The following is a 13166-nucleotide window of genomic DNA, read 5'->3' as shown; positions in this document are numbered from 1 at the left end:
ACTCCGCAAACTGCTCCCCAATGGCCTCCATGGGACAACTCTGCCAGTGACCACTGACAAAACATCCGGCCCAAAGCCGCTATGTGGAAAACCGGGAGGAGGGGAAAATTGGAAGCGGAAAAGACGCTGCTTACCCCGGTTATCCCGCCGTCGCTTCGGCAGAATCGCGGGAGTCGCCGGACTCCTTCTGCCAAGGCCACTTTCCGGTGATTTCAAGCTCAAGCGAGAAGCTGAGGAATGTCCGGATCAGCACAATAATCGCCAGAACTCCAACGCTTTCGAAGGTGGGCGTGACAGCGACGGTTCGGATGATGTCGGCGGCCACCAGCAGTTCAAGCCCCAACAGGATGGACCTGCCCAACAGCTGCCGGTACAGCCGGTATAAGGTCAGCTTCTCCCCACCGGTACGCACCTTCCGCGGCTGATATCCCCGGAAAGCAAGCGGAATGGACACCAGGGCACCGATCACCATGACAGCGACTCCGGCGAAATCAACAAACTCCCCGACCGTCTCGATGATGTGCCGAAAATCCATGGTTTTCTTGCCTCACATTTCGCTAAACCCTGACCGAACCACTGAGCAGTCAGCCTAAACGGTGGAACAGCCCCGGCGATGTTGGCTACGGGTGGCGGACGCCGTTTCCCGCAATGATGTCCCGGTAGCCTTCCCTGAACGACGGGAAGGTGAGGCTGAGACCGGTGCTCCGCAGGAGGTCGTTTCGGCAGCGCTTGTTGCCGCCGCGCGCGGGTCCGGCATCGCCAACCGGCGGCTCGTTGAGCCCCACTTCAGCGGCCAGGAAGCGCAATACCGTGCCAAGGTCAGCCGGATCGTTGTCCACGCCCACGTAAACCGGCGAGGGTTCAGCGGCCATGGTGGCCAGGTGGACGATAGCGGCCGCGGCGTCGTCACGGTGGATGCGGTTGGTGTAGCGCACGTCCTCCGGAACGACGGCTGAACCGCTGCGCACCTGGTCGATCAGGCGGGTCCGGCCGGGACCATAGATGCCGCCCAGCCGGAGCGATACGGCCGTGGTGCCCGTTCCCGCCAGCCGGGACCGCAGAAGCTCCTCCGCCTCTACCAGGACACGGCCTGAAAATCCTGCCGGCGCAGGTGCAGTGCTTTCATCCACCCAGCCACCGCCGGCGTCCCCGTACACGGCCGTCGAGGAGACAAAAAGCACCCGCTGGGGCTTGGCGCCGTCGCGCTCCAAAGCGTCCAGGACGTGCGTTACCCCGCCAAGGTACGCCCCACGGTAGTCGTCCTCGGACGGCGAGTCCGCTGCCACGGCAATAACGACGGCGGAGGTGTCCGCCGGGACAGGCGGCAGCTTCGGAGTGCTCAAGTCAGCCGCCACACCTTTGATGGCGGGCGGCAGCTTGGCGGGTGAGCGGCGCCAGCCCACCACGTGATGGCCCAAGGCGGCGAACCGCAGACCTGCTTCGGTTCCGAGGTCGCCGCAGCCTGCCAGGAGGATGGTCATGCGGCTACGGGGCTTCCACCGGGAAGAACACGCGGGGATCCTGCAGAAGAGCCGGGTAGGCAAAAGCGGACCGGTCGATGATCTCCGTAACGGTGAAGTTGCGGCCGAACCTGCCGTCCTCCAGGGTGATGGGACGGCCCACCACCTGGCCTACGGCAAACTTTGCTCCATGCTCGAACGGGACCGCTACGCGCGTCTTTCCCGGAAGAGTGGAGAAGGCCTCCTCCTGCGCCAGGCGCTTGCGGGTGGGCTTCTTCACCTGCTGCTTGGGCGGCGCCTTCCGGGGCTGGCGCGAGGGGCGGCGGGACCCGTCGTCGATATACACGGGGGAGTAGTCGTCGCCCATGCCCGCCGCGGCAGCGATGCTGCCGCTCACGGGCGGAAGGGCCACTGTGGTCAACGTCTGTGGATCGACGTCGTCATGGGGATCGCGCAGGATCCACAGGATGTCACCCTCTGGCTCCTGCGGCAGGAACTCGTGCTTCGGCTCCGGCCAGACGTAGTCCATGTCCGGGTTCGCATCAGCAAAAAGGGAGCGGTAGAACTTGGGCTCCTTGCGCACCAGCTTGGAGCGGTGGCTGAGGTGGAAGTCCGGGTCGCCGAGCCACGGCGGCATGGGAATCTTCGCCGCGTAATCCGGGTGTGCCGCCTGCGGGGCGAACTCCATGATGTTGGCCCGGGTGTTGTCCGGGTGGCCGCGCTTGGTCCATTCGTCAACCATGGCCAGCCCATACATGGTCAGCGCCGGCACATAGCCCATCCACATGCGGATTGCCGGGTGGGTCTGCCAGCCGTATCCGGGAATGACCAGGGCGCGGAGCGTCTGGAGTGCCTCGACCCGTTGCTTGCCAAGCCGGGCGGTGTCCAATGCTTCGGCGCTCTGCCGGAATTCAGGGTACGGGAGGAAGGTTTGCATCCATTCAGTCTGACGGCACCCGGCGGATGTTCCAATTGCAGTGCCGGGGACCACAGGCCAGGCGCTCCGGATGTCCAGATAGTGGACCTATGCATACACAAAGGAGTTAAAACCACTAAGGTGTCCGCAACCCACCCCGCGTTCTGGAAGCCCTCTCATGACATTAACACCCGAAGTAACCACCGGAATCACCTCCCCCAGCGTGCCCCGTTACGGGCAGATGCTGAGTCCGGAAGCAAAGGGCATCCTGGTCCTTGACGAATTCACCATTGATCCTGCCGCCGCGCGCAAGGAGCAGCACCGCTTCCGTGATGGCGTGGCCGCCGTCGCCAAGACTGTGCGCCGCATCGCTGCCCTCCGTGTGGTGATCGCACTCGTGGCCATCGGCAACCTGCCGCTGTTCCTGCTGTCCAGCGGATGGTGGATCTACGTGGTTTCGCTTGCACTCGTGGTTGGCGTGCACACCGCCGTCACCCTGTTGAACCGCCACGAACCCCGGCTCCGCCAGCAGTCCGCCCTTGAACTGCACATGCACCGCGAACGCAGCGCCAACTACCGCAAGGTGCGCGACGCCGTGAAGTACATGATCGACACCCCCGCCAGGATGAACGAGCACCTCTACCTCGAGCTGCTTGCCGCCAAGCGCGTTGCCTTGAACCTGGCCCATGGCACCGTCGCACTGCTGGACACCAGCGACGAACACGCCTGGAAGGTGCGGATCGTCCGTGAGATTCCCGCCAGCTAACAGCTGGCTTGCCCGCCGTGCGTTGACGTACGGCAGGCTGGATTAAAGAACGACGCCGGCACTCCCCTTGTGGGGGCGTGCCGGCGTCGTTTTTTGGTCAACGGAATTTGTCTATCGCCGACCTGTTCATAGGGCCCGTGAGGGCTTTTGCAGCTGGCGGGCAGCTGCGGCACAGTTTTTATAACGGAAGCTGGATGACCTGGCCCTCGAAGACGAGGTTGGGATCGGAGATGGTGTCCAGGTTGGCATCAGCAAGTTGCTGCCAGCCGCCTTGGATGCCCAGCTTTTCGGCAACAATGCTCAGGGTGTCGCCTGCCTCCAGAGTGTAGGTTTCCCCGCTCAGGGCAACTGCTTTGGCATGCTTGGCGGCGGGTGCCTGGGTAACAGGAGCTGCCTGGACCGGCGCGCCCTGGACCTGCTGGACCGGTGCCTGCTGGACCGGAATCTGCTGGACGGGGGCCTGCTGAACGGGCGCAGTCCCGGTGGCGCCGCCGCTCAGGCCCAGCTGGGCAGAGCAGGAGGGCCATGCTCCCCAGCCCTGCGAAGCCTGGACCTGCTCGGCGACGGCAATCTGCTGCTCGCGGCTCGCGTCCGCGGGTGAACCGGTGCCGCCGTATGCGGACCAGGTGCTGGCGCTGAACTGCAGGCCGCCGGAGTAGCCGTTTCCGGTGTTGGTTGCCCAGTTACCGCCGCTTTCACACTGTGCCAGGGCGTCCCACGTGGAGGTGCTGGTGGTCGCGTTTGCGGCGGTGCCGGAAAGTGCGAGGCCTGCTGCTGAGATCACGGCCACGGTAGCTCCACGGCGTGCGGCAGTACGGAAGGTTCTGTTTTTCATTATGGTGATGCTCCTGAAGGCCACCGGCGCTGGTTCCGTCCCCGGAGATCGTCGCGCCACTGCCCGCCCCTGACAAATAGAGGTCAACTTCGGTGGCTGCCGCTGGGCAGTTCTGGTGGAGGCAGCACCGGGCATTCATGCGCCCGCTTTGGCGGGCATGCATTTCACGCTAGGACATCACGGCGGCGTTATCAAATCGAGATTTTCCTGAGTATTCGCTGGTGGAACCCTGATTGAGGGCAGCCGCGAGGTAGGGGGCGGTCCGGCTGCCGCCCGAACGCGCCACACTTTCGGGGGTCCCGGTTGCCACGATGAGCCCACCCTTGTCGCCGCCGGAGGGGCCCAAATCGATGACCCAATCGGCCCCTGCCACCACTGACATGTCGTGCTCAACAACCACCACGGAGTTGCCCGCGTCCACCAGGCCGTGCAGCTGTGCCATCAGCAGCTGTACATCGGCGGGATGCAGGCCGGTGGTGGGCTCATCCAGCAGGTACAGGGTGTGCCCGCGCTGCGCCCGCTGCAGTTCGGTGGCGAGTTTGATGCGCTGGGCTTCACCACCTGAGAGTTCGGTGGCAGGCTGCCCTAGCCGCAGGTACCCAAGTCCCACGTCCTGGAGGCTTTTCAGGCTCCGCGCCGCAGCCGGTACGTCGGCCAGGTACTCCGCAGCGACGTCCACGGTCATGGCCAGCACGTCGGCCACGTTCCTGCCGCGGTACTGCACCTCCAGCGTCTCAGGGTTGTAGCGGGATCCGCCGCACTCCGGGCACGGGCCGTAGCTGCCAGGCAGGAAGAGCAGTTCGACGGCGACAAACCCTTCGCCCTGGCAGGTTTCGCAGCGCCCGCCTGCCACGTTGAAGGAGAACCTGCCGGCGCCGAAGCCACGTTCCCTGGCCTGGCCGGTCGCGGCAAATTCCTTGCGGACAGCGTCAAAAAGCCCGGTGTACGTTGCCAGGTTGGAGCGCGGGGTACGCCCAATCGGCTTCTGGTCCACAGTGACCAGGCGGTCGATGCGTTCACCCCCCGTAACGCTACCCGTGGCGGCGGGCTCCGCTGCTGCATCCTGTTCCAGCGGGGTTTTGAGGCCGGAGCCCACCAGCCCGGCAAGCGCCCGTCCAACAAGAGTGGACTTCCCGGACCCTGAAACACCGGTGACCGCCGTGAGGACCCCCAGGGGAAAACGTGCGTCCAGCCCCCGCAGGTTGTGCCGGCGGACGTCCTTCAACTCCAGCCACCCTGCGGGCTCCCGAACGATTTCCGAACTACTGCGGGAAACACGGCCGGAACCGCCGTCGGCACTTCCGGTGGCCCTTCCGCTGCTCGCCGTGACGAATCGGCCGTCCTCGAACAGGAACGGCCTGGTGACGGACGCCTCGATGCCGGCGAGCCCATCCACGGGTCCGCTGTAGAGCACTTCGCCGCCACCTTCTCCGGCCCGCGGCCCCACATCCACCAGCCAGTCGGCCCGCCGGACCACGTCCATGTTGTGCTCCACCACGAAGACGGAGTTGCCGGACTTTTTCAGCTGCTCCAACACGTCCAACAGGGGTTCCGCGTCGGCGGGATGGAGCCCTGCGGACGGCTCGTCCAATACGTAGATCACCCCGAACAGACCGGACCGAAGCTGCGTCGCAATCCGGAGCCGCTGCATCTCTCCCGGTGAGAGGGTGGGCGTGGCACGGCCCAGCGCGAGGTATCCGAGACCGAGGTCCACGAGGACCGTGAGGCGCTGCAGGAGGTCCCGGGTGATGGCTACGGCTACCTCGTTGGACTCCCCGGAAAGCTGCGTGCGGGAGGCCGTGCCGGCGTCGTTCAGTTCAGCGGTGGGCCGCACGATGTCCGCAAGCTCCGCCATCGGGAGTCGGTTGAGCTCCGCAATGGTCCTGCCCGCGAACGTGACGGCAAGCGCCTCCGGCGTCAGTCCCGTGCCTGAACAGAGCGGGCACGGGCCTGACTCCATGTACGCCAGGACGCGTTCCCGCATGGACGCGCTCTGGGAATCCGCCAGGGTATGCAGGACGTAGCTGCGGGCGCTCCAGAACCGCCCCTTGTACGGTTTGGCCACCCTGTCTCGCTGCGGAGTCACCTCCACTACGGGCTGTTCCTCGGTGAAGAGGATCCAGTCCCGTTGCTTCTTGGGAAGCTTGCGCCACGGGACGTCGACGTCGTAGCCCAGGTGGGTGAGGATGTCCCGCAGGTTTTTCCCCTGCCACGCACCGGGCCAGGCCGCGATGGCGCCGTCACGGATGCTCAGCGACGGGTCCGGAACCAGCGACGATTCCGTAACGGTGTGCGCGACGCCCAGGCCGTGGCATTCCCGGCATGCACCGGCTGCGGTGTTGGGAGAGAAGGCGTCCGAGTCCAGCTGGGTGCTGCCGGACGGGTAGGTCCCGGCGCGGGAGAAGAGCATGCGCAGGGAGTTTGAGAGCGTGGTGACGGTGCCGACGGTGGACCTGCTGCTGGGGGCGCCGCGGCGCTGTTGAAGTGCGACGGCGGGAGGCAGCCCCGTGATCAGCTCCACCTTGGGATTGTGGCCCTGCTGGATCAGGCGCCGGGCATACGGGGCCACGGACTCGAAGTAGCGGCGTTGCGCCTCGGCATAGATGGTGCCGAAAGCCAACGATGACTTGCCGGACCCGGAGACTCCCGTGAACGCGACGATCGCATCGCGCGGGACGTCCACGTCCACGTTGCGAAGGTTGTTTTCGCGGGCGCCGCGGACCCGGACAAAGCCGTCGTCCGCGGAGGTGGGAGCCGGGTACTGCAGGTCATCAGCGTGCGTGGCGTTCTGCATTCGCTCGACTCTAGTGGCGAATCCGCCGCAGGGCATTATCCTGACCCGATGGAAAACTTTGCGGCCGGCAGCGCCGTGCCTGACATTGAAGCGGATGAAACCGAGCCTGCCGTCCCGGCCCGCGTCCTTCCCGTGGCCGAACTGCACCTGCACATCGAAGGGACCCTGCAGCCGGACCTGATCTTCGCCCTGGCGGAGCGCAACGGCATCGAGCTGCCGTATTCCGGACTGGACGAACTCCGGGAAAGGTACGAGTTCACCGACCTGCAGTCCTTCCTGGACCTGTACTACGCCAATATGGCGGTGCTGCAGACAGAAGAGGACTTCGCGGCGATGACGCACTCCTATCTGGAACGGGCAGCTGCTGCCGGGGTGCGCCACGCAGAAATCATGATGGACCCGCAGGCGCACCTTTCACGCGGAATTTCACTGGAAACCTGCGTCAACGGGGTGGCATCGGTGCTGGCCACGTCGCAGGAGGATTTTGGCATGTCCACCATGCTGATCGCGGCCTTCCTGCGTGACCTTCCGGAGGACTCGGCCCTGGAGGTCCTGGACGGCCTGCTGGCCATGGATGCGCCCATCGGGGCCATCGGACTTGATTCGGCGGAGGTCGGGAACCCGCCGGCGAAATTTGAACGGCTTTATGCAAAGGCTCGCGAAGCAGGCCTGCGGCTGACGGCCCATGCAGGCGAGGAGGGCCCGGCGTCGTACATCACCGAGGCGCTGGACGTCCTCGGTGTGGAGCGCATCGACCACGGCATCCGCTGCATGGAGGATCCGGAACTGGTGGAGCGCCTGGTGGATGCGCGGATCCCGCTCACCGTGTGCCCGCTGTCCAACGTGAGGCTCCGCGCCGTCGATACTTTGGCGGACCACCCGCTGCCGGCCATGCTCGCCGCCGGGCTCAACGTGTCCGTCAACTCCGACGACCCCGCCTACTTCGGAGGTTACGTGAACGACAACTTTGCCCAGCTCTCGGCGGTGTTCGAGCTGTCAGAATTCGACAAGGCGCGCCTGGCCGCGAACTCCATCCACTCGTCCTTTGCGTCGGAAGAACGGAAGGCCGAGCTGCTGGCGGAACTGAACGGCCAGGACGTCACGCCCTGACCGTCCTGTGTCCGAGGCAACAAGTGCGCCATTGTGCCGCTAAACTGGGTGCCGCAGGCGTGTCTGGGGAGTGCAGGGCGGCACCCGTACCAGCGCTGAGAGGGTTGTGCAGTCAGCCCTTACCCGAGACCTCCGCCTCACTTGTGGTGATATCCGCTTCATAGTCGGTCACGACACGCAGAGTTAACCAATTAAAGTCGCGCGATTTAATCGGCAGTTGGCAAGATGCCTAAGACCGATCGCTTTCATAAAAGGGGAATCATGGCCAAGTCCACCGCAGAAAACACCTTCCTTCGACTCAAGACCGTTCTGGATGTCCTGACCGAAGGCGTGTGGTCAGGCGATGCACTGAACGCGGGCCAGGTCCTCGCGGAAGCGACGGCCCGCGTGCCGTTCAACGAGCACGAGGCGGAACTGCTCAGCGGCGGCATTCCCCGCGGACACAAGACGCTCACCTCGGCAACCGCCAAGCTGGTCAAGGCCGGCTGGCTGGTGAAGGGCCGCTCCGGCTGGACCATCACCGAGGACGGCATGCGCGCCACCGTTGCCTACCCCGACCCGGTGTCCTTCGCCACCGCGCTCGACGCCGGCACTCCCGTTCCTGCCGACACCCCGGTCCCCACCGCTCCCGCAGGGTTCGTCCGGCCGGTCTCCGCTGCCGCGGCCACGCTGGAGGTTCCGGCCAAGGAAGAAACCGTCAAGAAGACGGCCCGCAAGACTCCCGCCAAGAAGGCAGCCGCCGCCGTGGGCAAGGCAGCCAAGGTACTCGAGGACGCCGTCGAGCCGGTGGTCAAGGCCGTCCGCAAGACCAAGGCTCCCGCCAAGGATACGGCCGCCGATGCCGCCGCCGAGCCGTTCGAGGGCCCGGACGTCGAGACCCACCCGCAGCCCGAAGCCGTGGCTGTGGCCGGCGACTTCAACACCATCCTGGGTGCGCCGGAGAACTGGGCCCCGCAGTACGACGAAGCCCAGATGGAGTTCGACTTCCTGGACCAGCTTTGGAAGAAGAGCGCCGAACTGCCCGCCGGCTTCTACACTTTCAAGATTGCGCTGAACCGCTCCTGGGACGAGAACTACGGTGCCTACGGCGCGTTCGATGGCCCCAACCACGAGCTGCACCACAACGGCGGCACGGTCACCATCCGCTACAACCACGCCACCCGCGACATCACCATCAACTAACGCCTGTCCCCGCCCAACCAGGTAGCGTCAACTGTCGTTCTGATGCCTCATAACGACAGTTACTGCTACTTGGTTGGGTTGGACGGCTGTTCATCGAGGAGGGCACCATGGCGGGGCACGACGGGTCGGCATCGGATTCGGTCCGGCTGGACGCGCGCGTGTTCGGCGTGGTGCAGGGAGTCGGCTTCCGCTTCTGGACCATGGGCAAAGCCGAGGAACTGGGCCTGACCGGTGAAGTGAAAAACCTCGACGACGGTTCGGTGGCCGTGGTTGCCGAAGGGCCCGAGCCGCAGGTCCGGGACCTCCTGGACTGGTTGAACTCCGGCCGAACCCCGGGGAGGGTGGAGCGGGTGGACAACGAGCTGTCCGCAGCGGAGGGACGCTTCCGCGGATTTAACGCCCGCTGATGCGCTACTCCCGCGGGCTCAGGCCGATGAACGCACCCAGCTCCTCCAAAGCCGCAGGTTTGTGCGGCATGTAGCTGGTGAGTTCGGGGGAGCGGATGATGACCGCCCGCCACTGCCCCCTCGATACCGCCACGTTGATCCGGTTCCGGTTCAGCAGGAACTCGGCGCCGCGGGGAGCCTCAGCCACGGCCGAACACGCCATGGAGACCAGCACCACCGGCGCCTCCTGGCCCTGGAACTTGTCCACCGTTCCTACCCGAATATCGGGAAGGCCGGCTTCTTCCAGCGCTTTCCGGATCAGGTGCACCTGGGCGTTGTACGCGGCCACCACCAGCAGGTCCTGCTGCTCCAGCGGACGTGCGTCGCTGCCGGCACCCGGAACCCATTTCAGGCCAAGATGCCGCCTGGCCTGCCGGACCACCTCGGCCGCTTCCTCCTTGGAACCTGTGGTGTTGCCGGTGTGGTCCACGAAGACGGTTTCGACCCCGGGCGGCAGCCCCTCCAGCTCGCGGAGTGACGCTGCCGGTGCCGACTGGAGCTTCCCTTCGTAACTGAGCCGGGACACGGCAGAGCACAGCTCAGGGTGCATCCGCCAGCTGTCGGCCAGGAAGTAGCCCAGCCGTGCGGGGAGGGTAGCATGCCCGGCCGCCAGCCACCCCAGCGCAGACTCGTCCACCGGCTCGGGGTGCGCGCCCTGCGTCACCTGCGGGAGTTGTTGGGGGTCCCCGAGCAGGAGCAGCCTCTTGGCGGCGCGGGACACTGCCAGCGTGTTGGCCAGCGAAAACTGTCCCGCTTCGTCGATCACCAGCAGATCCAGTGAGCCGGCCGGGACCTCCTTGCCGGTCATGGTCCACGCCGTCCCGCCCACCAGGCACCCGCCGGGGGATGACAGCAGGCGAGCCACATCGCCGTCGGCCGTCAAACTCCACGGCACGTCGTGGGCTGCAGCCAGCTTCTTGCCCACGATGGCAGTATCCACGCCGCCAGTATCGATCGCCCGGCACAGCAGGTTCTCCACCACGTTGTGGGACTGGGCCACAACGCCGATCTTCCAGCCCTCGGCCACGAGCTGGCCGATGACGTGGGCGCCGACGAACGTCTTGCCGGTTCCCGGAGGTCCCTGGACGGCGAGGTAGGAGCGGTCAAGGTCCCGCAGGGATCCGGCGATTGCGGCGGCGTAATCAGCAGAGCCGTCGTCGCGGTGACCGACCTCGACCGGGCCCGGCAGTGTGCGGAACCGCGGCGGCTGCTTGCGCAGGATGTCCAGGCCGGGATGGGCGGGCAGCGCAGGCACCGACGCGCCCACGGCGCCGGCGACCTCCGCGATGGCGGCTTCGATGCTGGCGGTGGCCAAAGGCTGGTCCTCCGTCAGGGCCACGGGGAGGTGGGGGTAAGCAGCCACCTTGCCCGACTCACGTTCCGCAATGATGATCTCGGTGTGTTCGGGGTTGTCCGGCGCCGGTGACAGCTCGCTGATCCTGGTGCCGAAGGTGTAGGCCCTGGCGCCGGGTGCGGCGTCGGGGGCAGCCATGCCGTCCGGCGCCGGTGCGTCGTACAGCCGGCACCAGCTGGAGTCAGCCCGGAAATCCGAGCCCTCCGTCATGGTCCCGCGGAGCCGCAGGACCCGGGTGCGCATCCGTTCCCGGGGCTTGGCCAGCGCCCAGTCCGAGGTGACCTCGGCGGACTGCACAACGAAGACGTTCCGCTGGTCGGACCAGCTTTCGAGGGGAGCTTCAACGCGGTCGAAGTGCTGCCACCAGAACTGCTTCCGTTCGCGGCGGTGATAGCCGGTGGCTGCTGCCACCATGGCGATGGCCCGTTCGTCGTCCGTCCAGGGCCGGGTGTCCGGCAGTCCAACCAGGTACTCGCGGAGCCTGGCTTCCTCCGGTGTTTCATCAGGTGCCGCGGTACGCTCCCGTCCCGCAGGGTGTTCCCGCCCGCCCAGCAGGCCAGCCGTTTCGGCTGGCACGACGCTCCCGGCCGAATCGTCAGCGTTCGTGGCCGGCCCGCCCCCGATGTCCAGGAGCCAGTCCCGGAGCCGGAGGGTGGACAGGCAGTCGTAGCGGTTGTAGTCCGAGATGGAGGTGAGGATCCTGTCAGCCTCGGCCTGGTTGCCGGAGTCCCTGGCTGCACAGTACGCCGCGTAGGCCACCACGGATGCGCCGGCGTCCTTGACGTCCCCGGAACGCAGGTTGTCACCCATGTACAGCGGTTCCAGCTTCTTGATGGAGTAGGAGGCCTCCGAGATCCGCAGCGAATGCCGCACCGTGGCGTACAGGTCCACCAGCAAGCCCTGCCGCAGCCACTCATCCACGGTGTCCTCACCTGCCTGGTGGGCCAGCGAAAGGTTCCGCAGCGCCGTTTTCTCGTACGGCGCGTAGTGGTAGACGTGCATGTCCGGGTACCGGGCCCGGCGTTCCTCCACGTACTCCAAGAAGTCCAGAAAGGCGCGGCGTTCCCCCTGCCGTGAGTGCGCCCAGAACGGGCGGAAGACAGGATCACCGCCGGCGCCGGGCACCGGCGCCTCGATCACACCGAACAGGTACTCGATGCCCCATACGCCCGTGGCGGGGTCCTGCCACAGCGGATCGCCCTCGAAGTCGAAAATGATGTCGCCCTGGCTGGGTGGAGGAAGGGACCCGATGGTGTTATCGGGCAGGACCGTATAGGAAACAGTGTGCGGCTCGCCGTCCTTGCTGAACGTCCGGGACCCTGCGGGTGTATCCAGGCCCAGCTGCATGCGGGCCTGGGCGCGGAGCCGGACCACCGAGTTCTGCGCTTCCCCGGCAGGCATCCCAGCGAGCTGCTCGATGGTGGTGATGCCGGCGGCGCGGAGCTTCCTGCGCTGCACCACGGACATGCCGGCAACCATCAGCAGGTCGCGGTGGACCTGCACTTGCTCCCCGCAGTAATCGCAGCGGCCGCAGTGGACAATGCCTGGCTGCTGCCACTCCACGGGTGCATCGGCCTGGCGGTGTTGTGAAGTGAGGTGGCGGAAGCGCCGGCGTCGTTCCCGGAAAACGGGCAGCAGGTCCGGAAGGGAATGGCTGCTGCGGAGCCAGTCTTCACCGACCCTGGTGCCCAGCACCAGGGTGGCGACGGGGGAGGGCTCCAGGCCCATTCCCAGGAGTTGGTCGCCGTAGGCGGCGAGCTGCAGCAGGGCGCCCACCTTGGCGTGCCGGGCCAGCTTGGTGTCCCACACCTCGTAGCGGCCCGGGTTCTTGGTGCCTGCGGCCTCGTTTACCAGGAAGTCGGCGTAGCCCAGGAATTCGCCATCGAAGAAGGTGGCCTGGAACACGACGTCCGCCCCGGACCGCAGCGCCAGCTCGGTTTCCGCGTGCTTGGCCTGGAGTTCGCCACGGAGGTTCGGGCCGCGTTCCAGCGAGTAGACGCCCGCACCACGGCTGGCGTCCCACTCGCCATACTTGCCGATCAGGCTGGCCAGTACCGTGGCCTCATGCTTGTCGCCCAGGACGCCGGCGCGGGCCTGCATCTCGTCCGCCGGAAATTCTGCCTTAGGGGCCCGCCCCAGCTTTTCATCCAGGATCCGGAGCGTGCGGTACTCGCACTCGCTGGCGGCCACCAGGTCACTGGCGGAAAACACCAGGTCCGGCGGCGCACCGGCATCAACACCGGCAGCTTCGAGCAGAAACACTGGGCCTCCCCATTGACATCCGGACCGTCATCAGCGGCCTG

At 66.2% G+C, this 13166-nt stretch carries 10 protein-coding genes; 4 read left to right on the top strand and 6 right to left on the bottom strand.

The window, feature by feature from the left end:
- Positions 1-139 precede the first annotated feature (139 nt).
- From B5520_RS21435 to B5520_RS21425, 3 genes are all read right to left on the bottom strand, one after another.
- The gene (locus B5520_RS21435; protein ID WP_079599090.1) at positions 140-535 is read right to left on the bottom strand and encodes a DUF1622 domain-containing protein; all 396 of its coding nucleotides are present in this window, start codon (positions 533-535) and stop codon (positions 140-142) included.
- 85 nt (positions 536-620) lie between these two features.
- Complete coding sequence (locus tag B5520_RS21430; protein ID WP_079599089.1) at positions 621-1481, bottom strand: SDR family oxidoreductase; 861 nt, start codon at positions 1479-1481, stop codon at positions 621-623.
- Between the two features lie 4 nt (positions 1482-1485).
- The gene (locus B5520_RS21425; RefSeq protein WP_079599088.1) at positions 1486-2397 is read right to left on the bottom strand and encodes an MSMEG_6728 family protein; all 912 of its coding nucleotides are present in this window, start codon (positions 2395-2397) and stop codon (positions 1486-1488) included.
- A gap of 220 nt (positions 2398-2617) precedes the next feature.
- Here B5520_RS21425 and B5520_RS21420 point away from each other — a divergent pair, with 220 nt between their 5' ends.
- Positions 2618-3142 (top strand): hypothetical protein, encoded by a 525-nt coding sequence (locus B5520_RS21420; protein ID WP_176156950.1) that lies wholly within the window; start codon positions 2618-2620, stop codon positions 3140-3142.
- Between the two features lie 178 nt (positions 3143-3320).
- Here the strand turns inward: B5520_RS21420 and B5520_RS21415 are convergent, their stop codons facing one another.
- Positions 3321-3977: a LysM peptidoglycan-binding domain-containing protein gene (locus tag B5520_RS21415; protein ID WP_079599086.1), complete on the bottom strand. Its 657-nt coding sequence runs from the start codon at positions 3975-3977 to the stop codon at positions 3321-3323.
- A gap of 169 nt (positions 3978-4146) precedes the next feature.
- Complete coding sequence (locus B5520_RS21410) at positions 4147-6771, bottom strand: excinuclease ABC subunit UvrA (RefSeq protein WP_079599085.1); 2625 nt, start codon at positions 6769-6771, stop codon at positions 4147-4149.
- 48 nt (positions 6772-6819) lie between these two features.
- Here B5520_RS21410 and B5520_RS21405 point away from each other — a divergent pair, with 48 nt between their 5' ends.
- From B5520_RS21405 to B5520_RS21395, 3 genes are all read left to right on the top strand, one after another.
- Positions 6820-7881, top strand: coding sequence for an adenosine deaminase (locus B5520_RS21405; RefSeq protein ID WP_176156949.1), 1062 nt, complete (start codon positions 6820-6822; stop codon positions 7879-7881).
- A 261-nt stretch (positions 7882-8142) separates the two neighbouring features.
- On the top strand, positions 8143-9063 hold the full coding sequence (locus B5520_RS21400; RefSeq protein WP_079599084.1) for a pullulanase X25 domain-containing protein: 921 nt from the start codon (positions 8143-8145) through the stop codon (positions 9061-9063).
- Between the two features lie 107 nt (positions 9064-9170).
- Positions 9171-9470 (top strand): acylphosphatase, encoded by a 300-nt coding sequence (locus B5520_RS21395; RefSeq protein WP_079599083.1) that lies wholly within the window; start codon positions 9171-9173, stop codon positions 9468-9470.
- A 4-nt stretch (positions 9471-9474) separates the two neighbouring features.
- On the opposite strand, the gene B5520_RS21390 is transcribed toward B5520_RS21395, so the two are convergent.
- On the bottom strand, positions 9475-13125 hold the full coding sequence (locus tag B5520_RS21390; RefSeq protein WP_079599082.1) for a TM0106 family RecB-like putative nuclease: 3651 nt from the start codon (positions 13123-13125) through the stop codon (positions 9475-9477).
- Between the last annotated feature and the right edge of the window lie 41 nt (positions 13126-13166).

It is taken from the genome of Arthrobacter sp. P2b, assembly GCF_900168295.1.
Lineage (GTDB): Bacteria > Actinomycetota > Actinomycetes > Actinomycetales > Micrococcaceae > Arthrobacter.
This window is presented reverse-complemented; position numbering and strand designations above follow the sequence as displayed.